We start from the raw sequence: 25,889 nt of genomic DNA, 5'->3' as shown, positions 1-25,889 counted from the left end.
TTCCTTACCTCCCTGCCAGCCACAGGGCGGCGGGGAGGCGGGCGTCCACATCCACGCCCGCGGCCTGCTTTTCCGCCAGCCACCGCCTCAGTCCGGAAAGGGGGACATGATGGACGGTGATGTCCTCGCCCTCCGTTCCGCCTCCTTCCGTCTCCTTCACCAGATCAGTGGCGAGAAAGATGTTCATGAACTCCCGTGCCAGCCCCGGCGTGGCGGGTGACCGCATCAGGAACTTCATGGTTCCCGCACGGTAGCCGGTTTCCTCCAGCAGTTCCCGGCGCGCGGTGTCTTCCAGGGATTCGTCTTGGAATTCCGGCTCATCCCCCACCAGTCCGGCGGGGATTTCGATCACGCGGGTCCCCGTCGGGATCCTGAACTGCTCGACCAGAACCACCTCGTCATCAGGGGTGATGGCCAGGATTCCCACGGCGAAGTCCGACGAAGGCCGTTGGACGTATTCCCATTTTCCTTCCTTGCGGACGCGGATCCACTTGGTTTCAAACAAAATCCGGGTGTCAGTCATGGGAAGAAACGGTGGCGTACGGGCGTATTCGGTGCATAAATTCGCTGTCCGCTGATGTCCCGCTACGATTTCCAGATTCCCGTCACCTTCAAGCACCGTATCGTTTTCACGCGTGATGCCTTCGCCGCGGACAATGCCGATCTCATGGAAATCCTCGCCGAGGGCGGCGGCAGACGGGTCATTGTGTTCCTCGAGGAAGCGGTTTCCGCCGCGTGGCCGGGGCTGGTGAAAAGCATCGCCGGCTACTTTGCCGCAGGCTCGCTGGACTTCCGCGGTGTGGTGGGCCTGCCGGGCGGAGAGGTGGCGAAGGCGGACGACTCGGTGGTGCGCCGGGTTTGGGCGGAGCTGGATGCCGCGCACATCGACCGGCACTCCTACGCCCTCGTCATCGGTGGCGGTGCCTTTCTCGATGCGGTGGGGTATGCGGTTGCGACCGCCCACCGCGGGGTCCGCTTGGTGCGTTTCCCCACCACCACCCTTTCCCAGGATGACAGCGGGGTGGGGGTGAAGAGTGCCATCAACTTCTTCGGAAAAAAGAACTGGGTGGGTGTGTTTTCCGTGCCTTTCGCCGTGGTGAATGACTTCCGCTTCCTGCATACCCAGGATGAGGAAACGCGCCGCGCCGGCCTCATCGAGGCGGTGAAAGTGGCGTTGGTGAAGGACGCGTCGTTTTTCGAGTGGATCGAGGAACATCTCACCGCCCTTTCGATCCTCGACCCGGAGACCCTGGAGCAATGCGTGGAAAAGTCCGCGCTCCTCCATGCCCGCCACATCGCCACCGGCGGGGATCCTTTCGAAACCGGTTCCAGCCGTCCGCTGGATTTCGGCCACTGGGCCGCGCACAAGCTGGAGGCCATGAGCGGCTACCGGCTCTCCCATGCCCCGGCGGTCGCCGTGGGTCTGGCGCTGGACACCATTTATTCAGCCCGCGTAGGACTGCTGGATCCCGCATCCGCGGAGCGCGTGCTGCGGGTGCTGGACGGACTGTCGCTGGTCACCTACCACCCGGATCTGGAGGTCCGGGATGAGAACGGCGGGAGGAAAGTTTTCGCCGGTCTGGATGAGTTCCGCGAACACCTCGGCGGTGAGCTGACCGTCCTGCTCCTGGAGGGTCTCGGAAAGGGCGTGGACGTCCATGATTTCGACATGCCGCTGCTCGACCAGTGCATCGGGGAACTGCGTTCCCGCTGGGAAAGCGGTGCCCGGGCTGGTTCAACTCAGTAGTTGCGGATTTTCCCCGGACCGGTAGCGTCCCGGGATGCGTTTGAAAAAGTCCGCCCTCCTCTTTTCCTGCTCCCTGCTCGCCCTGACCGCCGCGCGGGCAGCCGTTTCATCCCCCATCGAAATTTCCCCGGAGATCGCGAAAGAAGCCGCCGACGCCGCGGTGCCTGACGCGTCCGGTCCGGCAAAGCCGGCTCTGGACGCCTTCAAGGCGGGGGAACATGACAAGGCGGTGGCTCTGGCGGGTCCACTGGCCGCCACCGGAAACGCGGACGCGCTCTACCTCCTCGGCTTCGCGCATGAGAGCGGCCAGGGGGCGGATGTATCCAGGGACAAGGCCGTCGAGTTCTACACCAAGGCGGTGGCCGCCGGACAGAAGGACGCCGTTTACCGCCTCTCGTTCATCTACCTCGCCTCGGAAAAAGAGGAGGAGCGGTCCAAGGCCCGTGAACTGCTCGAAACCGCCGCAAAAACCGATCCCACGGTGGCCGGCAGGGTTCTGGGTGAGGCCTGGATGCGTGGCCGCCTGAGCAAGGAGCCTGACTTCGACAAGGCGCTCCAGTGGTGGAACTCCGCAGCGGAGAAAGGTGACATCACCTCCCTCATGCTCATCGCCCGCCTTTATGAGGGGCAATTCGGTTTCCCGGACAAACAGGACGGGACCAAGTCCCTGGAAGCCTACAAAAAGGCAGCGGAAAAAGGTGAGCCGGTGGCGATGAGTTCGCTGGGTTCCCGCCTGCTGAACGGTCCGGAAAAATTCCGCAACGAGAAGGAAGGCCGCGAATGGTTGAGGAAGGCCGCGGATGCGAAGGAGTATTCCGCCTACCTCGCCCTCGGTGACTACGAGGAGAACGTGAAGAAGGATCTGAATGCGGCGCTGGCCGCCTACGAAAAAGGCAAGGATGCCGGACAACAGGAATGCGCGATTCGCGCCGCGGAGTTCTACATCGAGGGCAAGGGCATCGAGAAGGACATCGCCCGTGGCACCACGGTGCTGGAAGCCGCTGCGAAAGACGGCAGCGCCCAGGCCCACCTCCGCCTGGCCGTGCTGGCCTTTGGTGCGGAGAAGCCCGACCGTAACAAGGGTTACGGCCACTTGGCGGCGGCTGCCTCCGGCGGTGTCGTCGAGGCCCAGAACGAACTGGGCCTATTTTACCTCTCCGGAAAGCTCGGCGGCATGGACGCCTCGGCCGCCGCGGCGTGGTTCACCCGCGCGGCGCAGGCGGGCTATGCTCCGTCCCAGAACAATCTCGCCACCCTCTTTGAGCGCGGTGCGGGAGTCCAGCAGAGCCTGCAGAACGCCGGGCAGCTCTATGCCCTCGCGGCCCAGCAGGGCCACGGCCCGGCGACCCTCGCGCTCGCCCGCCTGCACGCCCAGGGCGCCGGTATCAAGCGGGATCTGGGGAAGGCCTGGGCCTTCGCTTCCCTCGCTTCCGGGCGGGGTGAGAAGGAAGCGGAAACATTCGCCAAGGAAATCGATGCCAAGCTCGATGACACCCAGCGCGCGGAAGCGAAGAAGTTCCTGGCCGAAATGAATTCCGCCCAGGCATCGGCTCCAGTGGCCCCGGCTCCCCCGGTGGAACCCGCCAAACCGGTGGCTCCCACGAAGCCGGCCCCCAAGAAGTGACCGGGGCCATTTGACTCCATGGCATGGCGGGATGAAACTCGAGGTAATCCCGCCATGTCCGCCCCAGCCCAGTTCCCCGATGAGCAGTCCGCCGATGGAGAATTCGAACGCCAGGAAGATGAATTCCGCGACTGGGTGAGGCAGGACGGGGATGCCCGTTTCGAGGTGGCCGCAGGCCGCTACCATCTCTACGTCTCCCTGGCCTGCCCGTGGGCCAGCAGGACCGTGATCGTCCGCAAGCTGCTGGGGCTGGAAAAGGCCGTCGGCCTCACGGTCCTCGACCCCATCCGTGACGAGCGCGGCTGGGCCTTCCGTGATGGCGACGGCTACACCACTGATCCCATCAATGGTTTCTCGTTCCTTTCGGAAGCCTACCGTGCGAGCGACCCGGATTTCAAAGGACGCGTGACCGTTCCCGTACTGTGGGACAAGCAGCTCAAGCGGATCGTCAACAACTCGGAGGACGACATCTGCCGCATGTTCAATGATGCGTTCCGTCCGCTCGGAAATGGAGGCCTGGACCTGTTCCCGGAAGACATCGCCACGGAGCAGCAGGAACTGTCCGACCACATCTATGAGACGATCAACAACGGCGTCTATCGTGCCGGATTCGCTTCATCCCAGAAGCCCTACGAGCGGGCCTGCCGGAAGCTCTTTTCCGCCTTGGATGGCATCGAGGAACGGCTGGCCGCCGGCAGATACCTCTTCGGTGCGCGCATCGTGGAGACGGACTGGCGTCTGTTCTGCACCCTCGTCCGCTTTGATGCCGTCTATCACGGGCATTTCAAATGCAATGTCCGGCGGATCATCGACTATCCCAACCTGCACGGCTACCTGCTGGATCTGTACCAGCAGCCGGGCATCGCGGAGACGGTGGACATCGACCACATCAAGCGGCACTACTACTTCACCCACGGTGACATCAACCCGACCCGCATCGTCCCCATCGGGCCGGAGCTGGACTTCACCGCTGGACACGACCGGGACCGGTTTTGAGAAAATTCCACCTTTCCGCTTGTATTTGACTAAATGGTAAACTATTCATTTCCCCATGGGTCGCACGAGTGATGCCAAAGAACGCCTGTTGGACGCCGCTCTGGATTTGATCTGGAAGCGGTCCTACGGCGCTTTGACCATCGATGCGATCTGCGAGAAGGCGGGTGTGAAGAAGGGGAGCTTCTATTACTTCTTCGATTCGAAATCCACGCTGGCCGCCGCGGCGCTCCATGAGAACTGGTATTCCTGCGGCCGTGAGACCTATGACCGGCTGTTCTCGGCGTCCGTCCCACCCTTGGAGCGGATCACGAATTTCCTCAGGAACGTCCACGAGGGCCAGACGAAGGTGGTGAAGGAACACGGACAGGTGCTCGGCTGCCCTTGCTTTTCCGTTGGTTCGGAGAGCACCAGCGAGGATGAAGCCGTGCGGGAAAAGGCGAAGGAGGTGCTGGGGAACCAGCTCCGCTACTTTGAGTCCGCCATCCGTGACGCCCAGGCGGAAGGTTCCATCCCGCCGGGGGATCCTGCGGCGAAGGCGAAATGCTTGTTCTCCTTTTTCGAGGGCAGCCTCGCCCAGGCACGCATCCACAATGACCTGAACTTCATCAAGGATCTGCCGGAAACCGCGATCGGTCTCCTCCGCGCCACCACGCAGGAGACGGTGGCCTGATATTTTTTTTCGCAAATGATTGTTTACCATACGGTCAACTACAACCTCCGACGTTTGAAATCCGATACCGCCATGAATGCCCGACTCCCTCGGAAACTGCGCATCCCCGCCCTGACAGCAGCCGCCATTGCCGCCCTCGGCATCCCGGTCGCCTACCTTCTCAGCCACGCGAAAGCCGCTGATGAAAAACCATCCGCCGCCGCCACTCCTCCGCCGCCAAAGGTGACCATCGCCGCGGTCGAGCAACGGACCATCGTCGATCACCAGGAGCTGCTTGGCAGGGTGGAGGCGATCGAATCCGTCGAGGTGCGGCCGCGGGTTTCCGGCCACATCCAGGAAGTCCGGTTGGAGGCCGGAAAGAGCGTGGCGGCGGGGGATGTGTTGTTCGTCATCGACCCGCGTTGGTACAAGGCGCAGTTCGATCTCGCGGCGGCGGCGGTGGAGCGGGCGAAGGTGAAGGTGGACATCGCCGGCAGCCAGGCGAAGCGGTCGGATGACCTGCTTGCCAGCAGGGCGATCTCGATCGAGGAGGCGGATGCGCGCAACTCCCGGCTGGCCGAGGCCAAGGCGGATCTGGCGGCGGCGGAGGCCGCGAAGGAAAACGCCCGCCTCGACCTGGACCATACCGAGATCCGCGCGCCGATCAGCGGGCGGGTGAGCCGGGCGCTGGTGACGGCGGGCAACATGATCTCCGGCACCCCCGGAAATGGCACGCTGCTCGCCACCATCGTTTCGGATGGGGATGTGCATGTCTACGCGGACATCGACGAGTCCACTTTGCTCGCCTTCAACCGCCTCAATGGCGAGGGCCGCATCCTGAACGAAGGAGGCAGGATCCCGGTCGGGATGCAGTTGAGCGATGAGCAGGACTATCCCAATCAGGGTTACATCGAGTCCTCCGACAACCGGCTCGACGAAGGGACCGGCAGCCTGGTGCTGCGGATGGTGTTTCCGAATCCGGACGGAAAGCTCATCCCCGGCCTTTCCGCCCGGGTGCGGCTTCCCACCAGCGGACCGGAGCCGAAGCTTTTCGTCAGCGAGCGGTCCATCGGAACCAACCAGGACCAGAAATACGTGTTCGCCGTTTCCGCCGACAACACCGCCTCCTACCGTAGCGTGAAGCTGGGCCCGGTGCTGGATGGCAAGCGTGTGATCCGGGAGGGCATCGCCCCCGGGGACCGCGTGATCGTCAGCGGCCTCCAGCGGGTGACCGCCGGCATGAAGGTCGATCCCCAACTGCAGTAACCCGCCCCCAAGCCTCCGAACACCGCGTTTCCGGATCATTTCCCGGAATCACAGGCGGACCACGCCCATTTCCCAGCCATGAACTTCTCAGACTTCTTCATCAAACGGCCGATCTTCGCGGGTGTCCTGTCGATCGTCATCTTCCTCGTCGGGGCGATCTCGCTGACGCGCCTGCCGGTCAGCGAGTATCCCGAAGTCATCCCGCCGACGGTGGTGGTGACCGCCCGCTATCCCGGCGCGAACCCGAAGACCATCGCGGAGACGGTGTCCACGCCGCTGGAGCAGTCGATCAACGGCGTGGAGAATTCGCTCTACATGTTCTCCCAGGCGACGAGCGACGGGGTGATGACGCTGACGGTCACCTTTGCCCTGGGAACGGATGTGGACAAGGCGCAGGTCCAGGTGCAGAACCGCGTTTCCCAGGCGCTGCCGAAGCTGCCTGAGGAGGTCACGCGCAACGGCGTGATCACCGCCAAGAGTTCTCCGGACCTGACGATGGTGGTCCACCTGTTCTCCCCGGACAACCGTTACGATGAGGTCTATGTCCGGAACTACGCTACGCTCCAGGTGAAGGACGTGATGACCCGCCTGCCCGGGGTGGGACTCGTGAACACGTGGGGCTCCGGAGACTATGCGATGCGGGTATGGGTGGACCCGCGGAAGATGGCCTCGCGCGGGATCACCGCCGGGGATGTGGTGGCCGCCATCCGGGAGCAGAACGTGCAGGTGGCCGCCGGGGCGGTGGGCCAGCAGCCGAACCCGAATGGAGCGGAGACGGAACTCATCATCAACACCAAGGGGAGGCTGGTGACCGAGGAGGAGTTCGGCTCCGTGGTGGTGAAGATCGGCGGGCGGGGGGAGCGCACGCTCCTGCGGGACGTGGCCCGCATCCAGCTCGGTGCGGCGGAGTATTCGCTGCGCTCCCTGCTCGCGAACAAGACGGCGGTCGGCATCGGCGTCTTCCAGCTCCCGGGGTCGAATGCCATCGAGCTTTCCAACAACGTGCGGGCGACGATGGAACGGTTGAAGGCGGATTTCCCGGAGGGTCTGGACTATGCCATCGCCTATGATCCGACGGTCTTCGTCCGCAGCTCCATCGAGGCGGTCGTCCACACCCTGTTGGAGGCCGTCCTGCTGGTCGTGCTGGTGGTCATCCTTTTCCTCCAGACATGGCGGGCCTCCATCATCCCGCTGGCGGCGGTGCCGGTGTCGCTGGTCGGCACGTTCGCGGTGATGCACGGGCTGGGCTTCTCGATCAACGCGCTCTCCCTATTCGGCCTGGTGCTGGCCATCGGCATCGTGGTGGATGACGCGATCGTTGTGGTGGAGAACGTCGAGCGGAACATCGCCCTCGGCAAATCCCCGTTCGAGGCGACGCGGACGGCGATGCGGGAGGTGACCGGACCCATCGTGGCGACCGCCCTGGTGCTGGCCGCGGTGTTCATTCCCACGGCGTTCATCAGCGGCCTCACCGGGCAGTTCTACAAACAGTTCGCCCTCACCATCGCGATCTCCACCATCATCTCCGCGTTCAATTCGCTCACGCTCTCGCCCGCGCTGGCGGCCCTGCTGCTGCGGGACCACCACGCGCCGAAGGACCCTCTTTCGAAGGTGATGGACAAGCTGTTCGGCTGGTTCTTCCGGCCGTTCAACCGGTTCTTCGAGTGGGCATCCAACAAATACTCCAATGGCGTGGCGAAGGCCATCCGCATGAGCGTCGCGGGTCTGATTCTCTACGTCGGCCTGCTGGTGCTGACCGGCTACTCGTTCAGGAAGGTGCCCGGTGGATTCGTCCCCTCGCAGGACAAGCAATACCTAGTGGCCTTCGCGCAGCTTCCCGATGGTGCCTCGCTGGAGCGCACGGATGAGGTGGTGAGGAAAATGGGCGACATCGTGGCGAAGCATCCCGGCGTCGAAACCTCCCTCGCCTTCCCCGGACTCTCGATCAACGGCTTCACCAACAGCGCGAACAGCGGGATCCTTTTCCCGATGCTCAAGGACTTCTCGAAGCGCAAGGGCAAGCCGCGCATGAGCGGCCCGGAGATCGCGGAGGACCTGCAGAAAGAGTTCGGGGAAATCCAGGAAGCGTTCGTCGCGGTGTTCCCTCCGCCTCCGGTCAACGGCCTGGGCAGCACCGGCGGGTTCAAGTTCTACATCGAGGATCGTGCGGGCCTGGGATACGATGAACTTTACCGCTCCACGCAGGAGTTCCTGAAGAAAGCGAATGCCACGCCGGGCCTCGCGGGGCTGTTCTCCAGCTTCACCACCAACACCCCGCAGCTCGAAGTGGAGGTGGACCGGCCGAAGGCCAAGCAGCAGGGCGTGCCGCTTGCGAACATCTTCGAGACGCTGCAGGTGAACCTGGGATCGCTTTATGTGAACGATTTCAACCGCTTCGGCCGCACCTACCAGGTCGTGGCGCAGGCGGATTCGGAATTCCGCACGGTGGCGGAGGACATCTCCCGCCTGAAGGTCCGCAACTCCGCCGGACAGATGGTGCCGCTCGGCTCGCTCGCCAAGGTGAAGGAGACCTACGGACCGGACCGTACCATGCGCTACAACGGCTACGCCGCGGCGGATGTCAGCGGCGGCCCCGCACCCGGCACCACTTCCGTGGAGGCGGAAGCCATCATCGAGAAGCTCGCCGCAGAGACCTTGCCGAAAGGGATCGTGCTCGACTGGACGGAACTGACTTACCAGCGCATCATCGCGGGCAACACGGGGATGTATATCTTCCCGCTGAGCCTGCTGCTGGTGTTCCTGGTGCTGGCCGCCCAGTATGAAAGCTTCCGCCTGCCCTTCGCCGTGTTGCTGATCGTGCCGATGGCGCTGCTGTCCGCGATGGCGGGCGTCTGGCTGACAAAGGGCGACAACAATGTTTTCACCCAGATCGGCCTCATCGTCCTCATCGGCCTGGCGGCGAAGAACGCGATCCTGATCGTCGAGTTCGCCGTGAAGCTGCGTGAGGAAGGCAAGGGCGTGGTGGAGGCGGCGATCGAAGCATCCCGGCTGCGCCTCCGCCCCATCCTCATGACCTCCATCGCCTTCATCGCGGGTGTGTTCCCGCTGGTGATCTCGACCGGTGCCGGAGCGGAGATGCGCCGCGCGATGGGTGTCGCCGTTTTTTCGGGCATGATCGGAGTGACCATCTTCGGTCTTTTCCTCACCCCCATTTTCTACACGGTCCTCGAAAGGATCGGCGTGAAGAAACCAAAGCAACCAAAGGAAATCGAACCATGAGCAAACTAGCAGGAAAAGTCGCCGTCATCACCGGAGCGTCCAAGGGCATCGGAGCGGCCATCGCCAAACATCTGGCCGCGGCGGGTGCCTCGGTCGTGATCAACTATGCCTCCAGCAAGTCCGGCGCGGACAAGGTGGTGGGTGAAATCGAAGCAGCCGGGGGCAAGGCCATCGCCGTGCAGGGGGATGTCTCGAAGCAGGCGGACATCGACCGCCTGTTCGCGGAAACGCAGTCCGCTTTCGGCAGGCTGGACATCCTCGTCAACAACGCGGGCGTCTATGAGTTCGGCCCGCTGGAGGCCATCACAGAGGAGCATTTCCACCGCCAGTTCAACCTGAACGTCCTCGGCCTGATCCTCACCACGCAGAAGGCGGCGACGCTCTTCGGCGAGGAAGGCGGCAGCGTCATCAACATCAGCTCGATGGTCGCCGTCGCCCCGATGCCCGGTGCCTCGGTTTATAGCGCGACCAAGGGTGCGGTGGATGCCGTCACCAAGGCATTGGCCCGCGAACTCGGCGCCAGGAGGATCCGCGTGAATTCGCTGAACCCCGGAATGGTCGAGACGGAAGGCGTGCACTCCGCCGGCTTCCTGGAGACGGAGGTCCCGAAGGCGATCATCGCGCAGACCCCGCTCGGCCGGATCGGCCAACCGGATGACATCGGCCCGGTGGCTGTGTTCCTCGCTTCGGAGGATTCCGGCTGGGTGACCGGCCAGGTGCTCCAGGTGGCGGGCGGGTATTGATCAACGCAAAGAAAAGGCGGCGGTGGGATGACCACCGCCGCTTTCCTTTTCCGCGCGGAATTCAGAAAATGTTCCGGACCAATCCACCGTCCACCCGCAGCGCGGCGCCATTGATCGCGGAGGCACGCGGGCTGGAAACAAATGCCACGGCATCGGCGATTTCCGCCGGGTTGATCAACCGCTCGATGAGCGAGGTCGGGCGGTTTTCCTGCATGAACTTCCGCTCCGCTTCCTCTTTGGGCAAGTCGGGGAAAATATCGCCGATGAACTTCGTCACGCCTTCCGTCTTGGTGGAGCCGGGCAGCACCACGTTCACCGTCACCCTGGTGCCCTTCGTCAGTTCCGCGAGGCTGCGGGAAATGGATAGCTGCATCGTCTTGGTGGCGCTGTAGTGCGCCATCTCCGGCGCGGGGTTCACGCCGGATTCGCTGGAGATGAAAATGATCCGGCCGTCGTTCTTCGCCAGCATCTTCGCCAGGTAGTGGCGGGCCAGGCGCACCCCGCTCATGATGTTCACTTCGAAAAGGCGCTGCCAAGATTCGTCGGTTTCCTCGAAGAATCCGACCGGCTCATAGATGCCGAGGTTGTTCACGAGGATATCCACGTCCGGAAACGCGGCGATGGTCGCCTCCGTGCCCTCTGCCGTGCCGTTGTCCGAGGCCAGTGCTTCCAGATTCGCGTCCGGCAGTTCCTCGCGCAGCTTCGCGATCGCCTGCTCCACCGAAGACGCGGAGCGGCCGTTGATGATGACCGTCGCCCCCTCACGGGCCAGCGAGCGGGCGATTTCCAAACCAATGCCGCCGGAAGAGGCGGTTACGAGCGCGATTTTTCCAGCGAGTTGGAGGTCCATAATGTGTTCGAATTTCATCGAACATTAGCGCATCCCGGGATCCTTGCAAGGGGTTGCGGCAGGGATCGCACTCCGTGCGGTCCGGCGGGGGAGAGCCTCTCCTATCCTGCGACTCCATACCGAATCGACGTTCCCCAATCATTTCCATCGGGGACGCCATTTCCGGTATGGCATCTCCCCATCGCAAACATTGCCCCAGCCGGACTGCCCGGAATGGGAGCGTAGCGGACATAGCGGCGAAGCCGCAACTCAGTTGCTGCCTCTCTTACAGCCGCTCCATCATCCATTCCGCGATGGTCGCGTAGATCGGGAAATCCGTGATGAGCACGTTGTCATGCCCCGCACCCGGGATCTCGATCCACCGTGCTTCGATGGACGCGGGCAGGCACTCATACAATTTTCGCCCGGAGGACATTGGCGTGATCGTGTCCCTCGATCCATGCGCGACCAGCGTCGGGATGGGAACGTATTCCGCCGAATCACAAGGCCGGATCGAGGCGAGCGGAATCCCCGTCTTCGATTCATAGACCTTCGTCACGCCCTTCATCCACCAGCCGGCCAATGTTTCCCCGATCCGCATGGATGCCTGTCCACGGACCGCCGGTTCCAGCGCGTCGAAGCTGGCGATCACCACCAGCGCCTTCCACGGGATGTCGCCCTTTCCGGCGGCATGGACCGCCACGGATCCTCCCATCGACATGCCCACCAGACCGCATGGCTGCTTGTTGAAATCGAACCGCCGCGCCGCTTCGTCGAGCACGCGTTCCGGAAGAGCCGCCTCGCGGATACCGTAGGTGATGGTTTCCCCCGGATGCTCCCCATGCCCGGGCAGGTCCGGGATGATGCAGCGGAAGCCCGCCGCGCAGAGCCTCTCCGCCACGGGCAGGAAATCTTCCTTCCGGCCCTTGCGGCCATGGAGCAGGACGAGCGTACCTTTCACGATGCCGTAGGATGGCAGCGGCAGGCCCCTCGCCGCCAGTTGGTCGCGAATGATCGCGCCCCGCTTTCCCGGAGAGCCGTCGGGGGTGCAGACGAGGCACGGCGTCCCGTCACCCGCACTGAACCGGTCGATCCTCACGCCATGCGCGGCGGGATCCGCCAGAAACTCCCGATGATGATCCTCCAGCGCCTTCCTCGGGGGACAGGCGAGCTGGTCCCCGGCCCACAGCGTGAGGCCCGCCCCCGCCAGCACCAGCAGCCCGGATGGGATCAGGAACTTCCGGCTGAAAAGAATGGGGCCAAAGGGAAACATCCGCGCATGATAACCAGCGGTCGGGCCGTTCCGCCGCTGATTTCCGGCGCTTCACGTATTTTTCACAAAGCCACCTGTCGGCCGTGCTCCAGTCCGCCGCCAACCGGAAAGACATCGAACCGGTGGGCCGGTGAAATTTCTTGGCGGTCCTTCCACGTAGGGTAGCTTCCACCACCCATGAGACGCCTGACGAAAACCCTCGCCTGCCTCCTGCTCGTCCTCACCGGCCATCTGATGGCGAAGGAGGAACCGAAGGGCCAGGTCAAGCTGCTGACCATCGGCAACAGCTTCGCCAATGACGCGACCGCCTACCTGCCTGCGATGGCGAAGGCCGCGAACAAGGACCTCCTGCTTTTCCGCGCCAACCTCGGCGGCTGCACCTTCGAGCGCCACGCCCGCCACATGAAGGCCTTCGAGCTGAACCCGGCGGACCCGCAGGGCAGCCCTTACCGTGGAAGCGTCATCCACTCACTGGCGGACGACGTTTCCGCACCGAAGATCGCTTCCGGCGGCAACGAGGTGGATCCGAAATCCAAGGAAGTGCCGAAGAACTTTTCCCTGCGCCAGGCCTTGGAACTGGAGAAGTGGGACTACGTGACCATCCAGCAGGTGAGCAACACCAGCTTCCAGTTCGAGACTTTCGAGCCATACGCGGGCGAGATCATCGCCTACATCCGGAAGTATGCGCCCACCGCGGAGATCCTCATCCACCAGACCTGGGCCTATCGTGAGGACTGCCCGCTCTACAAGGACGGCTTCGACCAGCAGGCGATGTATGACGGACTGATGGCCGCGTATGGCCAGCTCGCGGAGAAGTATTCCCTGCGCATGATTCCCGTCGGCACCGCCATGCAGGAAGCGCGGAAACTTCCCCGCTGGACCTTCAAGTATCCCGACCCCGCCTTCAACTATAAGGAACCGCTGCCCGGTACGTCGCCCGTGCAGTCCGGCAGCCTGAACGTCGGTTGGACGGTGAAGAAGACCCTCGTGCCGGTCGAGGAACCCGCTCCGGTGGCGGAGCCTGCTCCTGCCGGGCAGCCTGCCCCTGCGGCAGAGCCTGCGGCGGAGAGCGCCACCATCGTGAAGGCGGAACCAAAGAAGGTGGAGAAGCTGGTGGCATCCCTCGACTTCAAGCACTGCAACGCGGAAGGCCGCTACCTCGGCGCATCCGTTTTCTATGGTTTCCTCTTCGGAGGAAAGGTGGCGGACAACACCTTCGTTCCGCCCGTTGTGACACCGGAGGATGCGGCGGTGCTGCGCGGTATCGCGGACCAGGTGCTGGTCAACGTGCCTGCGCCTGCTCTGAAGTAAAATTTCACCGCCAAGGCGCAAAGGGGGAAAAGAAATGGGTATCTTCAGGACTCGCTGGATTCGTGTTCAGCTTTCTTCTCTTTCCTGAAAACTGAACACTGAAAACTTCTCCTCCTTACCTCACCACCTCGGTGCCGATGCCGCCGTCGGTGAAGATCTCCAGCAACAGGGAGTGGGGCTGGCGGCCATCGACGAAGTGGACCTTGCGGACACCCGCGTTGAGCGCGTCCACCGCGCTGCGGATCTTCGGGATCATGCCGCCGGAAATGGTGCCGTCCGCGATCAGGCTGTCGGCTTCCTTGCGGGTCACGGACTTGATCAGGGAGGTGGGATCCTTCGGATCGGACAGAAGTCCGGGAACGTCGGAGAGATAGACCAGCTTCGCGACCCGCAGCTCCTTCGCCAGCGCGGCGGCGGCGAGGTCCGCGTTGATGTTGAGCGGGCGTCCGGTGCCGAGTTCCGCCGCGAGCGGTGAGATCACCGGGACGATGCCCGCGTCATGCGCGGCGTCCATGTTGGCGAGCTGGCAGCCGATGACCTCGCCCACGCGGCCGAGATCGACGGAATTTCCCTCCGCGTCCTTGCCGCGCAGCTTCTCGCCGAGGAAGACATTGTTACCCGCGATGCCCACCGCCTTGCCGCCGAAGTCACGCATCATCCGGACCAAGCCGGGGTTGATCTCCTCCGAAAGCACACGGGCCACGATGTCGATCGCCTCATCCGTGGTGACGCGGAAGCCGCCGACGAACTTCGCCTCCAGGCCGGCCGTCTCCATCGCGGCGGAGATCGCCTTGCCACCGCCGTGGACGACGATGGGGTTGATGCCGGCCACCTCGAGGAAAACGATGTCCCGCATTACGTTCTTCACCAGTTCCGGGTCTTCCATCGCGGAGCCTCCCATCTTGATGAGGAAGGTCTTGCCGCGGAAGGCCTGGAGATAGGGGAGCGCCTCGATGAGGGCGTCTGCTTTGTCGATGGGGTTCATGATGGCTCGGATGGAGGAGTTTTCTTGGCGCGGGTGGTCTTTTTCGCGGCGGCTTTCTTCGCGGGGATCTTCTTCGCCGCCGCTTTCTTGGCGGTGGTTTTCTTCGCTGCGGCTTTTTTCGCGGCTGGCTTCAGAGGAGGCTCATCCGTGACGGCCTCCGTTTTTTCCTCAACCGTCGTTTTCGCCGCAGCTTTTTTCGCGTTTTTTTTCGCCGCCACTTTTTTCGCGGCGGTTTTTTTGGCCGGTGGGGCAGGGGATTCCGTTGCCGGCGCAGGGACGGAGTCGGTCACCGGTGTGGTGATTTCTTCCGCGATCACCTCAGCGGGTGGGGAGGCTTCATCTGTCGGCGGGACGGCGGGGCGCGCTTCCGGCTCCTCCGCCGTATCACGGAAGAACAGGTGGCTGACGAAGAAAGCTCCGGCCACCGCACCCAGGACGCCGAGTGTCGGCGGCCAGACGGAGGTGGTCAGGAAGGCGATGAGGTGGATGGCCAGGGCGGCCGTACCCACCACCGCGAAGATGATCCCACGGCTGAACCGCGGGCGGCGGAATGGCATGGCCAGCAACATGGCGGCGATCCCGAGGATGGTCAGTTCCCGCCACTTTTCCGGACGGGTGAGGATTTGCTCCGGGGACATCCCCGCACCGGACGAGATGTCGGCCAGAAGAGGAGCCACCCGTGCGGAAAACGCCCTGGTCGGTGCCTCCGCATTGGATTGGTCATCACGCAGCACCACCAGGCCGGTCCCGGCAAGCGGTGTCCCATCCTGCATGTCCCCGAGCAGCTCCGCGCGGAGCAGGCGGGAATCGGTGGATTTCCCGGGATGGGTGGAAATCCGGCCCGTCTTGTCGATGGGGATATAGGGGCCTTTCGCGCCGAGCTTGATGAAATTCCCCAGCTCCACCTCCACTCCGTCAAACGGCAGGCCGCGTTCCACCAGCACGGCGACGAGCGGAAAGGAGAGGACGAAGCGGTCATCCCAGCGGGCCAGCACCGGGGAACCACCCGGCTCGTGCTCCAGCAGCGTGAAACCGGAAAAAGCGTTATCTCCCCCGAGGATCACTCCGGGGAGCGGCAGCCGGTTGACCGTGGGGACGCCCGTGATGTCTCCGCTGACCTGTGACCCGGCGATGGACGCACGGCGGAAAGTGGGGGGGATCGGAGAGCCGGTGGCTCCGCGGGACAGCGGGGAGGCGGTCGTCACGGCGGGGAACGCCGCCAGCGCATTGTCGAGCGCGCTGATGGCAATGGCTTCGGGTTCCTCCCACGCGAGGAGAGCGGAAATGGCGGGCTTCTCAGCTCCCAGCCGATGCATGTTCTTCAACACCACCGCCAGATCCACGGGGGAGGGAGGGGAACTCTGGAAGATGCCTTCCTTGTCATCGCCCAGGGAAACCACGGCGGGTTCGTGTTTCGGGTCCGCCTTCTGGTAGGGGGCCAGCACCCGCAGCGACCACGGGGATTCCTGCGTTCCCGCCCCGGCGATGATGAACGGCGGATTCGCCGTGGTGGATGCCATCGTCCTCACCATGAACCGGTCCACCGGCCCGGAGGGCAGCACGCTCCATGCACACCAGGCGGTCGCCGCGGAGGCGATCAGCACGCTGAGGAAGCGGAGGCGCGGGTGGGCCACGGGGAGGTCAGGGGATGGCCGCCAGGTAAGGGGCGAGTGGTTTTTCGAGGTCCGTGCCCGCGGTCACTTCGCGGAGGAGCTTCGCCGCCGTTGCGATGTGCGGGCGGTACCATTCATCTCCACGGTTTTTCAGGATGTTACCATAGGCGCCCAGCGCCTGCATCAGCCGCTGGGCGGCGCACTGGTGGAACAGCGTGGTTTCCGGACGTTCATCGGCGATGTCCTCCCATAGTGCCAGCAGTTGCTCGCGCTCACCGGCGGAGTGGTTCAGGTAGGGGTCGAAGACCAGCGAGGCCAGGTCATATTCCTGGCGGCCCCGGCGCAGCCCCTGGAAGTCGATCAGATACACGTCGCCATTCTTGATCAGGAGATTCTGCGACTGGAAATCACGGTGGACCAGATGGCGCGCCCCCGTCCCCAGCTTTTCCGCCAGCGCGGCGAGCGCCGGGTGGCCCTTCAGCGGGGTGGCGTCCATGCCGAGGAAGTCTTCCACCAGGTGCTCGATGAAATAGTTCTGCTCCCACCGGTAGAGCGCCGCGTCGAACGGCGGCATCAGTTCGAAATCCTTAGGTGGCTTCGCGTAGAACAGCTTGTCCACCTGCTCCAGCGCGGAGCGGTAGAACGGCAGGCGTTCGGAAAACGGGCGGTCCTTGAGTGAAAGCAGGTCCACATCCCCCAGATCCTCCACCAGGGCCACCCGGCGTTTGGCGCTCTCATGCAGGATATCCGGCACCCGCAGGCGGGCCTTTTTCAGGAAGTGCGCCACCGGGACGAACTGCTTGTTGTCCGCCCGCTCGTCCGTCCAGTGGATCCCGATGAACGGCTCATGCACCGGAGATTTGATGCGGACGATGGTCCGGCCGGACGCGCCGCGTTTGATCGGCTCCAATGTCACGGGGATGGTCGGGTCCACCTCGAGGAACTGTCGGGCGGTGGAGAGGATCGCGTCGGTCGGCATGGGCGGGGGCAGTCTAGGCCGGAAAAAGCCCGCCGTGACAAGGGAAATGCGGACCCCCGGTCACTCGTCATGGTGGAACCACAGGAGCGTCGCCAGACCCGTTCCGATCCCCCACAGCAGGATGCGGTTGTAGAAAAAATACGGGTAAATCATCATCGCAAGGCCGATCACGATCGGTTTCCACCGCTCGAGCGCCCGTCCGTAACGCAGCGCCCCCCAGCCGATGGTGCCGAAAATGAGGCCCGCGAGGATGTTGTAACCATCGAAGGCACCGCCGCTCCGGAAGAGCGAATCGAACTGGAAGGGATCATTCATGGCGGGCAGGGAAAGCCACGTGGCGATGCGGGGAAGATACCATCACAGCGCCGCCAGCACACTCCCTTGTTCGCGTAAGTAAGGAGGATGGACACTCTTGTCCATCGACGGCATCGGCAATTCACCAAACACCTGCCGCCAAACCGTAGAGCCATAAGGATATTCCTCCCTTCGCAGCCTTCGCTTTCGCCGCAGCGGGATCCTTCGCCAGTGAGCGGACGGTCCCGGAAAATCAGCCCGTCCAGGATCGTGTGGCCATTGAGCATGTCAGCGCCGGAGATGGTTTCCTCTACGTCGATTGCGTCGTTTTCTCAGCGATCAAGCGGGTGGGCGGGTACTCCACCAGAATGAGGCTGTGGATGGAGGCTTCCAACAGGTGGCTTGAAATGGGGATTTCCAGATTGCGGGTGCAGTCAATAGCGATCGTACAGTGCGGAACCCAGTTTTCCGGAAGGTAATGGAAGTCCACCGGGACGCCCAGATCGGATGCGATACGGCATACCGCGGCATGGAACCGGTGGATCTCCTCTGAAATTTCGGGCTTCAGAAATGTCACGTTGCCCCCTGCGAAAAATCCGGTGCCATGGAGGGAAATCACCCCGGCGGGAGACTCCAGTTGCCCGAAGGCATCACGCAGGCCCGCATCCCCGGTCACCAGTGTGAGATGTGGGATGACGCCGTGGTCGGTGAGATAGGTGGTTCCATACAGACGCGCCGCTTCCTGCCAGATCTCCAGGATGCGTCTTTCCGATTCCGGGTCGAATCTCAGCTCGATGGCAAATGGCATTCCGGCGGGTAGGGGTTATGGAGCACGCGGAGCGGACGCCCCGTTTGTCTTAATCCATCGTCTGGCCGAAGCCGATGTCGTGCCCGTCCAGATCCTGGGTGCCGAATTCCCGGCATCCATAGGGTTGGTCACAGAGTCCGTAGTCGATCACCGCACCGCGTGAGACGAACTCGGCGTGGAGGGCATCCACATCGGACACCCAGAAATAGATGTTCCATAGTTTGTCCGCCACCGTCCAGTGGGGGACGACGTGTTTGGGATCTTCCGCCTGCCGCAGCATCACGTACATTCCGTCGCGGTGGAGGATCACGAAAGTCGGCGGCTCACCCCAGAAGCGCTCGTAGTGGAAGCCCATCGTGTCCCGGTAGAAATCGGCAGCCGCCACCACATCCTTCACCAGAAGGACGGGGGCGGATGCGGTGAGGCGTGCCGGGTTGCTCATGGGTGTGTCAGCCGGAGGGCAGTGACTTCTTCAGCGTGGCGATTTCCTCCGCCTGCTTCGCAAAAACGAAATCCCGTGCCTTCGCGGCCTTCGCTCTCGCTGCGGCTGGATCCTTCGCCAGCGAAAGGATCGTCGAGGCGATGAGCTTGTATTTTTCCGGATCGTCGAGGTCGAACAGCCACTCATCCAGGCCGATGTCCCGCCACATGAAGCCCTTGGTGGTCTGTTCATCGAAACGGCAGACGATCGCCGGGATGCCGCTGCTGATGCACATGATGGGGCTGTGCATTTCATTTCCGAAGAGTCCGGCGGAGCGGTTATAGACGCTCAGCGCCTCATCGGTGAGCCAGTATTTGTCGCGCCAGACGCATTTCTTTTTCACCTCTTCCGGCAGCTTGTCGTAGATCATTTCCTTGCCCAGCGGGATCTGCGTCATGTCCTCGCAGCAGATCAGGACCTTCATGTCCGTCTGCGTGACGATCTGGATGATGCCCTCCCGGAGTTGGGAATGGTCGTGGTCCTTCATTTCCTGGTTGCGGGCGTCCTTCTTCGGGTCGAACGCGCGGCCCGGCTTCACCGTCCAGAAGGGCGTCCAGCGATAGCGCGGGATGCAGCAGAGGAACTTTCCGTGTTCCAGACCATTCGCGGAAAGGTAGGCATCCGCCGCGGCGTCATTGCGCAGCGTGACCACGCCGAAGGCGCAGTCCGGGCCGAACTCCGCGATGGGGGTGGTCAGACCCTGGTCCTTCGCCGTCTGCATGGAGACGCTGTCGCGGAAATAGACGAACTTCGCGCCATTCAGGATTTTGATGCCTTCCGGGTTGTTCTTGAAGAACGAGATGCCGAACACGCCGTAGGGCTTGTCCGTCTCCGCCTGCCAGCGGCCCACGTCCTTCTGCGCCACGAAGCCGGAGCCGGAGCCGTGCAGCATGAAGTCGCACTCCTTGATCGCGGCGGAGATGGCGTCCGCCCCTTCGAGGATGATGGTTTTCGGGAACCTTTGGAGCACCAGTTCCTTCGCTCCATGCTCCAGGTTGCTCGCCCAGAAGCTGATCTTCACATCCGGCAGGTGCTTTTCCAGCAGCTCCAGCATGCCCATCTGGTGGGCGATGTCTCCGATGTTGATGCTCTGCCAGCCGTTTCGCAGGAGGATATGCGGCTGTTTCCCGTCAGCGGCCCTGACGGATGAGGTGATGGCGGCGGCGAGGGCGGTTCCGATGAAATGACGGCGGTTCATGAGTTTGCGAAACTAGGGGAGCAGGCGGAGGTGATGGCAAGGTTATAAACTTTGCCATCCGCCCCGTTCTTGCGTAACTCCATGGGAAACCGATGAAGAGGACATTCCACATGATGTTGGCCGCCGCCTGTATGGGCACGGGATTGGCGAAGGAAACCCCTGGTTCGCTCGACGCCGCCCTTTCCGCGTTCCGCGAGGGGGTGGTGGAGGCGAAGGACGTGGCCGGTGCGGTGACCATCGTCGGCTCGAAGGAGAAGGTGCTTTCCTCAGGGGCCACCGGTCTGGCGGACATCGCCACCAAGCGGCCGATGAAGACGGACTCCGTCGCGTGGATCGCCTCCATGTCGAAGCCCGTCACCGGCGTGGCGGTCATGATGATGGTGGAGGAGGGGCGGATCTCGCTGGATGACCCGGTGGCGAAGTATCTGCCGGAGTTCAAGGATCTGAAGGATGCGGAGGGGAAAGAGGTGACCGTGACCATCGCCCAGTGCATGTCCCACACCGCCGGGCTGCAGGACCTCACCAAGGAGGAGGAAGCGGACCTGACCAACCTCGACCAGGTGATGAAACTCACCGCCACCCGGCCGGTGAAATTCGCTCCCGGGACGAAGTGGGCCTACTGCCAGACCGGGATCAATGTCGGAGGCAGGATCGTGGAGGTGGTGTCCCAGCAGAACTTCGCCGACTTCTTGGAGAAGCGCCTGTTCGGCCCGCTGGGGATGAAGGACACCTCCTTCTATCCCAACGCGGATCAGGTGGCGCGTCTGGCCCTGGCTTACAAGAAGACGGACGCGGGCCTGGAGGTGGAGGTGCCGCGCGTGCTGGCGGGCAAGGACTACGGTGACAAGAGCCGCTACCCCCGTGCGAACGGCGGCCTTTTCTCCACCGCGGAGGATTTCTCCAAGTTCCTCGCCATGGTCCTCAATGGAGGCGAGGCGAACGGCCATCGTTTCCTCAAGCCGGAGTCTATTCAGGAGATGACGAAGTCCCGCACGGACGGCTTGGAGAAGGTCGGCTTCGTCGAGGGGAACGCCTACGGCATCGGCTGGATCCGGGTGGTGAATCCGGGCGGCGCGACCGCATCCCTTTCCCCCGGTTCCTACGGCCACGGCGGGGCTTACGGCACCCAGGCATGGATCGATCCGGTGAAGGGCCGCTACTCCGTGCTCATCATCCAGCACACGAACATCGGCAACGGCGACAACTCCGGCTTGCGCGGGAAATTCCAGGCCGCCGCCGCGAAGTGATCTTGGAAAGTGACTGGGGCATCTTGCCCCAGTCCGTTGCCGGGGCGTCCCGCCCCGTTCTTCCGGAATAGGAAAACATCATGCCACACGTTCTGCTCATCGGCGCAGGTTACCTCGGTGCCAGGATCTCAGAGGTCTTCCGCGACCATGGCTGGGAGGTCACCCCTGTCTCCCTCTCCGGCGGCGACGGTTCGCGTGCGGCGGATGTCAGCGACCTTTTCTCCGTGCGTGGGCTGGCGGATGCCGCTCCGGATTTCATCGTCCACTGCGCCGCCTCCGGCCGTGGTGGCCCGGACGCCTACCAGCGGGTGTATGTCGATGGCTGCCGGAATCTGGCGGACGTATTTCCCGGGGTGCCGCTGCTTTTCACTTCCAGTTCCTCCGTCTATGCCCAGACGGACGGTTCCGAGGTGGATGAGGAAAGCCCTGCCATCCCGGAGCGGGAAACCGGGCGTCTCCTGCTCGCCGCGGAAAAGGTGGTGCTGGATGCCGGGGGCACGGTCGCCCGGCTCTCCGGGATCTACGGCCCCGGGCGCAGCGTCATTCTGAAGAAATTCCTCTCCGGGGACGCGGTCATCGAGGAGGACGGCAGGCGTTTCCTCAACCAGATCCACCGGGACGATGCGGCGCGGGCGGTTTTCCACCTGGCGTCGGAAAATCTTCGCGGAGTCTTCAACGTCAGCGATTCCACCCCGATGCCGCAGGGCGAATGTTACCGGCGGCTGGCGGAGATTTTCGGGAAACCGGTTCCGTCGTCCGGCCCTCGTGACCCGGACCGCAAGCGCGGCTGGACCCACAAGAAAGTCTCAGCGGCGAAGCTGCGGGACACCGGCTGGCAGCCGGAATTTCCGTCATTTCTGGACGCGGTTCCCTCGGTGGCGGAGACGTTGTGAGGCAGGGATGCCATTCCATGGCGTCCGGCGGGGGAGAGCCGCAAGCAACCCCTGCATGGGGGGGAAGGAGGGGCTTTCCGCCCGGAATCCGCCGCCACCCACCGGACGTCTCGGAGAGACGTCCCTGCCTTCCCCATTTCAAAGCCTTTGACCGCCCCGGAATAACCGGCTAAGCCGTCCGCCTCCCATGAACGAGTCCATCGCCTCCATCCAGACCGATGCCCTGGAACGCATCGCCAACGCAGCAGACGAGCGTGCGCTCGAAGACGCCCGCGTGGGGGTGCTGGGCAAGAAAGGCACGCTCACCCTGGCCCAGGCTGGCATCAAGGATGTGCCGAAGGAGGAAAAGGCCGCCTTCGGCCAGTCGCTCAACGCCGCCCGCGCCGCCATCACCACCGCACTGGAAGAGAAGCAGGCGGCCCTCCAGGAAGTCGCTGACCGCAAGGCGCTCGACGGAGTCGATGTGACCCTGCCTGCCCGCCCGGTCCTCACCGGTGCGCTCCACCCGCTCACCCAGATCCGTGACGAGGCCATCGGCATCCTCCGCAGGATGGGCTTCGCCCTCGCCGACGGCCCGGAGATCGAGGATGAGTTCCATTGCTTCGATGCGCTGAACACTCCCGCCGACCACCCGGCGCGCAACGAGAAGGACACGTTCTATTTCGACTCCGGAAAACTCCTCCGCACCCACACCTCCAGCGTGCAGGTGCGCACCATGGAGACTCAGACCCCGCCCGTGCGTATCATCGCCCCCGGCTCCGCCTACCGCCGGGATGAGATCGATGCCACCCACCTTTCCGTTTTCAACCAGCTCGAAGGACTCTACGTCGCGGAGGATGTCTCCCTGCCGGACCTGAAGGGCACCCTGGAGTATTTTCTGCGCGAGCTGTTCGGCACCTCCACGGAGGTCCGCTTCCGCCCGCACTTCTTCCCGTTCACGGAGCCGAGCTTCGAGATCGACGTGAAGCTCCAGGTCAAGGGCCAGGCTCCGCGCTGGATCGAGGTCGCCGGCTGCGGCATGGTGGACCCCGCCGTCTTCGCCGCCCTCAACGCCTCCCGCAAGGACACCGCCTTCGATCCGGAAAAGGTCACCGGCTTCGCCTTCGGCATGGGCCTCGACCGCCTCGCCATGATCCGTTGGGGCATCAAGGACATCCGCCTCCTCATCGAAAACGACGTCCGCTTCCTCAAACAATTCGCCTGATAAAAAGAACCGCGAATGAACGCGAATCAACGCCAATAAGAATCCTTCATTCGCGTCCATTGGCGTCCATTCGTGGTTTATAAAATTTCCCTCTTCCTGTCATGAAAACCTCCCTCAACTGGCTAGGCAGCCACCTGAATCTCTCCGGAAAATCGATCAAGGAGATCGATGACCTTTTCACCTTCGCGGGTGTTGAAGTCGAAGGCATCGAGACGAAGGGCATCGCCTCGGAAAAGATCGTGGTCGCGCAGATCATGGAGGCCGTGCAGCACCCGAACGCGGACAAGCTGAAGGTCACCCAGGTGGATGTGGGCGAGGGGACGCTGCGGCAGATCGTCTGTGGTGCGAAGAACTACAAGGTCGGGGACAAGGTGCCCTGCGCCCTGCCCGGCGCCGCGCTGCCCGGCGGCTTCACCATCGACGAGACGAAGATGCGCGGTGTTGATTCCCGTGGCATGCTCTGCGCCGCGGAGGAGATCGGCCTGCCGAAGGGCGAGGACGGCCTGCTCATCCTGCCGGAGGATTCCGTCATCGGGAAGCCGGTGAAGGAGATGTTCGACTCCGACGTCCTGCTCGAACTGGAAGTCACGCCGAACCGCCCGGATCTCCTGAGCCACCGCGGCATGGGCCGGGAGCTGGCCACCCTCCTGCGCACGCCTTTCCTGCCGCTGGAAATCCCGGCCGTGGAGAAGTTTTCCGAAGACACCTCCGTCGTCCGCATCAATGCCACGGATGCCTGCCCGCTCTACACCGCCGTCCGCATCAAGGGCGTGAAGGTTCAGGACAGCCCGGCTTGGTTGAAAAAGCGCCTGGAATCCATCGGCCTGCGCCCGATCAACAACGTCGTCGATATAACGAACTTCGTGCTGCACGAGCTCGGCCAGCCGCTGCACGCTTTTGACGCCGCGAAGGTCAGCGGCGCGATCGTCGTCCGCCACGCCAACGACGGCGAGGTGTTCAACGCGCTCGATGACTCGAAGCACGAACTGCTTTCCGGCGACCTCCTCATTTCGGATGAATCCGGAGCCGCGCTCGCCCTCGGCGGCGTGATGGGTGGAGCGGAGAGCGGCGTCACGGAGGAAACCACGGAGATCCTGCTGGAGTCCGCCTGGTTCGCCCCGCAGGGCATCCGCCGCACCTCCCGCCGCACCGCGCTTTCCTCCGACTCTTCCTACCGCTTCGAGCGCGGGGTCGATCCGCAGGGCGTCTTGCCCGCCTCCGCGCTGGCCGTGAAGCTCATCCTGGAGACCGCGGGTGGCGATGCCAGCGTGACCTTCATCTCCGGTACCGCACCCGAGCTGACGAAGCCGGTGGCACTGGATGAGAAACGGCTCAACCAGCTCATGGGTGGCTCCATTTCACTGGATGCCGCGGAGGAAATCCTCACCCGTCTGGGCCTGTCGAAACTCACCGACGGCACCTGGGATGTCCCGTCGTTCCGTGCCGATCTCCAGCGCCACATCGACCTCGTGGAGGAGATCGCCCGCGTGCACGGACTGGACAATGTGCCCTCCCGTTTCCTCGGTGCCTTCGTGCCGCAGAGCACCGTGGACAAGGCGTATGACGCGGACATGGTCCTGCGCCGCCGCCTCGCCGCGCTCGGCCTCTACGAGTGCCAGACCATCAAGCTCATCTCTGACGCCCAGGTGGCCGATGCGCTGCCACTGCGCCCGCTGCAGGATGGCGACATCATCCGCGTGAAGCTCCCGCTCAGCGAGGACCACGCCGTCATGCGCCCCAGCATCGTCCCCGGGTTGGTCGCCAGCGCCGCGCGCAACGTGCGCCAGCAGCAGAAGGCGCTCCGCTTCTTCGAAATGGGCCGCGTGTTCCGCAATGCGGGCGGCGGCAAGGCGAAGGACCAGGAAAGCGAAACGCTGGCCATCCTCGTCTCCGGCAGCACCAACACCGGCGGCTGGGCACAGACCGACCGCACCGCGGATCTCTATGACCTGAAGGGCATCCTCGGTGCCATCCTGCCGAACCGCACCATCCGCTTCGTGCCGAAGGAACGCGATGGCTTCGCGCTCGGCAGCGACATCAAGGTGGATGACCAGAACATCGGCGTCTTCGCCCGTCTTTCGCTGGCGAAGGAACGCGCGCTCGACTTCAACTCCGCCGTGTATGTCGCGGAGCTGGATCTGGCGAAGGTGCGCAAGCTCCTGGCCGGTATCACCCAGGTGGAGGACCTGCCGCAGTTCCCGGGTTCGTCCCGCGACGCCGCGATGGAGATCCCCGCCGCCACCGCCAACGCCCAGATCGAGGCGGTGATCGCCAAGCACGCCGAGCCGCTCCTGACCGGTTCCGAATGCTTCGACGTCTTCACCGACCCGACCGGCGTGAAACTCCCCGCCGACCGCAAGTCCGTGGCCTACCGCTTCCACTACCGCGCCGCGGACCGCACGCTCAAGGCGGAGGAAGTCGATGCCGCGCACCAGAAGGTGCTCTCCGCACTGACCACCGGCCTGGGCGTGAAGTTCCGCTGAGACTGCTGGAGAAAGCCCGCTGGGAG

Annotated in this window: 22 protein-coding genes; 12 read left to right on the top strand and 10 right to left on the bottom strand. The window is 63.6% G+C overall.

The window, feature by feature from the left end:
- Positions 1 to 4: 4 nt before the first annotated feature.
- Positions 5 to 523 carry an NUDIX hydrolase gene (locus KF712_11520; protein ID MBX3741614.1) on the bottom strand — a complete coding sequence of 173 codons (519 nt, stop codon included), beginning with the start codon at positions 521 to 523 and terminating at the stop codon, positions 5 to 7.
- A 54-nt stretch (positions 524 to 577) separates the two neighbouring features.
- Here KF712_11520 and KF712_11515 point away from each other — a divergent pair, with 54 nt between their 5' ends.
- From KF712_11515 to KF712_11485, 7 genes are all read left to right on the top strand, one after another.
- Complete coding sequence (locus tag KF712_11515; GenBank protein MBX3741613.1) at positions 578 to 1,747, top strand: 3-dehydroquinate synthase; 1,170 nt, start codon at positions 578 to 580, stop codon at positions 1,745 to 1,747.
- Positions 1,748 to 1,781: 34 nt separating this feature from the next.
- Entirely contained in the window at positions 1,782 to 3,371 is a 1,590-nt protein-coding gene (locus KF712_11510; protein ID MBX3741612.1) for a sel1 repeat family protein, read from the top strand.
- A gap of 54 nt (positions 3,372 to 3,425) precedes the next feature.
- A complete protein-coding gene (locus KF712_11505) occupies positions 3,426 to 4,367 on the top strand; it encodes a glutathione S-transferase family protein (protein ID MBX3741611.1) in 942 nt (313 codons plus the stop codon).
- Positions 4,368 to 4,422: 55 nt separating this feature from the next.
- Positions 4,423 to 5,037 carry a TetR/AcrR family transcriptional regulator gene (locus tag KF712_11500; protein ID MBX3741610.1) on the top strand — a complete coding sequence of 205 codons (615 nt, stop codon included), beginning with the start codon at positions 4,423 to 4,425 and terminating at the stop codon, positions 5,035 to 5,037.
- Between the two features lie 72 nt (positions 5,038 to 5,109).
- On the top strand, positions 5,110 to 6,282 hold the full coding sequence (locus KF712_11495) for an efflux RND transporter periplasmic adaptor subunit (protein ID MBX3741609.1): 1,173 nt from the start codon (positions 5,110 to 5,112) through the stop codon (positions 6,280 to 6,282).
- 78 nt (positions 6,283 to 6,360) lie between these two features.
- Complete coding sequence (locus tag KF712_11490; protein MBX3741608.1) at positions 6,361 to 9,522, top strand: efflux RND transporter permease subunit; 3,162 nt, start codon at positions 6,361 to 6,363, stop codon at positions 9,520 to 9,522.
- Positions 9,519 to 10,265 carry a glucose 1-dehydrogenase gene (locus KF712_11485; GenBank protein MBX3741607.1) on the top strand — a complete coding sequence of 249 codons (747 nt, stop codon included), beginning with the start codon at positions 9,519 to 9,521 and terminating at the stop codon, positions 10,263 to 10,265. The genes KF712_11490 and KF712_11485 overlap by 4 nt, the downstream gene beginning before the upstream one ends.
- Positions 10,266 to 10,326: 61 nt before the next feature.
- Here the strand turns inward: KF712_11485 and KF712_11480 are convergent, their stop codons facing one another.
- The gene (locus KF712_11480; GenBank protein ID MBX3741606.1) at positions 10,327 to 11,115 is read right to left on the bottom strand and encodes an SDR family oxidoreductase; all 789 of its coding nucleotides are present in this window, start codon (positions 11,113 to 11,115) and stop codon (positions 10,327 to 10,329) included.
- A gap of 265 nt (positions 11,116 to 11,380) precedes the next feature.
- Positions 11,381 to 12,367 carry an alpha/beta fold hydrolase gene (locus tag KF712_11475; GenBank protein ID MBX3741605.1) on the bottom strand — a complete coding sequence of 329 codons (987 nt, stop codon included), beginning with the start codon at positions 12,365 to 12,367 and terminating at the stop codon, positions 11,381 to 11,383.
- Positions 12,368 to 12,544: 177 nt separating this feature from the next.
- Here KF712_11475 and KF712_11470 point away from each other — a divergent pair, with 177 nt between their 5' ends.
- Complete coding sequence (locus KF712_11470) at positions 12,545 to 13,678, top strand: DUF4886 domain-containing protein (protein MBX3741604.1); 1,134 nt, start codon at positions 12,545 to 12,547, stop codon at positions 13,676 to 13,678.
- 115 nt (positions 13,679 to 13,793) lie between these two features.
- On the opposite strand, the gene argB is transcribed toward KF712_11470, so the two are convergent.
- From argB to KF712_11435, 7 genes are all read right to left on the bottom strand, one after another.
- The gene (gene argB, locus KF712_11465; GenBank protein MBX3741603.1) at positions 13,794 to 14,663 is read right to left on the bottom strand and encodes an acetylglutamate kinase; all 870 of its coding nucleotides are present in this window, start codon (positions 14,661 to 14,663) and stop codon (positions 13,794 to 13,796) included.
- Positions 14,660 to 16,297, bottom strand: a complete 1,638-nt coding sequence (locus KF712_11460) for a hypothetical protein (protein MBX3741602.1) — start codon at positions 16,295 to 16,297, stop codon at positions 14,660 to 14,662. The genes argB and KF712_11460 overlap by 4 nt, the downstream gene beginning before the upstream one ends.
- A 7-nt stretch (positions 16,298 to 16,304) precedes the next feature.
- Positions 16,305 to 17,255 (bottom strand): phosphotransferase, encoded by a 951-nt coding sequence (locus KF712_11455; protein ID MBX3741601.1) that lies wholly within the window; start codon positions 17,253 to 17,255, stop codon positions 16,305 to 16,307.
- A gap of 60 nt (positions 17,256 to 17,315) precedes the next feature.
- Positions 17,316 to 17,570 carry a hypothetical protein gene (locus tag KF712_11450; GenBank protein MBX3741600.1) on the bottom strand — a complete coding sequence of 85 codons (255 nt, stop codon included), beginning with the start codon at positions 17,568 to 17,570 and terminating at the stop codon, positions 17,316 to 17,318.
- 289 nt (positions 17,571 to 17,859) lie between these two features.
- Positions 17,860 to 18,357 (bottom strand): hypothetical protein, encoded by a 498-nt coding sequence (locus tag KF712_11445; protein ID MBX3741599.1) that lies wholly within the window; start codon positions 18,355 to 18,357, stop codon positions 17,860 to 17,862.
- 49 nt (positions 18,358 to 18,406) lie between these two features.
- Positions 18,407 to 18,799 (bottom strand): VOC family protein, encoded by a 393-nt coding sequence (locus tag KF712_11440; GenBank protein MBX3741598.1) that lies wholly within the window; start codon positions 18,797 to 18,799, stop codon positions 18,407 to 18,409.
- Between the two features lie 7 nt (positions 18,800 to 18,806).
- Complete coding sequence (locus KF712_11435) at positions 18,807 to 20,036, bottom strand: polysaccharide pyruvyl transferase family protein (protein ID MBX3741597.1); 1,230 nt, start codon at positions 20,034 to 20,036, stop codon at positions 18,807 to 18,809.
- Positions 20,037 to 20,128: 92 nt separating this feature from the next.
- On the opposite strand from KF712_11435, the gene KF712_11430 reads away from it, so the two are divergent.
- The 4 genes from KF712_11430 to pheT all read left to right on the top strand — a co-directional run bounded on the left by KF712_11430 (position 20,129) and on the right by pheT (position 25,863).
- A complete protein-coding gene (locus tag KF712_11430) occupies positions 20,129 to 21,283 on the top strand; it encodes a beta-lactamase family protein (GenBank protein MBX3741596.1) in 1,155 nt (384 codons plus the stop codon).
- An 80-nt stretch (positions 21,284 to 21,363) separates the two neighbouring features.
- A complete protein-coding gene (locus KF712_11425; GenBank protein MBX3741595.1) occupies positions 21,364 to 22,176 on the top strand; it encodes a sugar nucleotide-binding protein in 813 nt (270 codons plus the stop codon).
- A gap of 187 nt (positions 22,177 to 22,363) precedes the next feature.
- Positions 22,364 to 23,380: a phenylalanine--tRNA ligase subunit alpha gene (gene pheS, locus KF712_11420; protein MBX3741594.1), complete on the top strand. Its 1,017-nt coding sequence runs from the start codon at positions 22,364 to 22,366 to the stop codon at positions 23,378 to 23,380.
- Between the two features lie 101 nt (positions 23,381 to 23,481).
- Complete coding sequence (gene pheT / locus KF712_11415) at positions 23,482 to 25,863, top strand: phenylalanine--tRNA ligase subunit beta (protein ID MBX3741593.1); 2,382 nt, start codon at positions 23,482 to 23,484, stop codon at positions 25,861 to 25,863.
- The last annotated feature ends 26 nt before the right edge of the window (positions 25,864 to 25,889 follow it).

It is taken from the genome of Akkermansiaceae bacterium, assembly GCA_019634595.1.
GTDB lineage: Bacteria > Verrucomicrobiota > Verrucomicrobiia > Verrucomicrobiales > Akkermansiaceae > Luteolibacter.
Note: the sequence above shows the minus strand (reverse complement) of the source record. Positions and strands in the feature narration are given on the sequence as shown.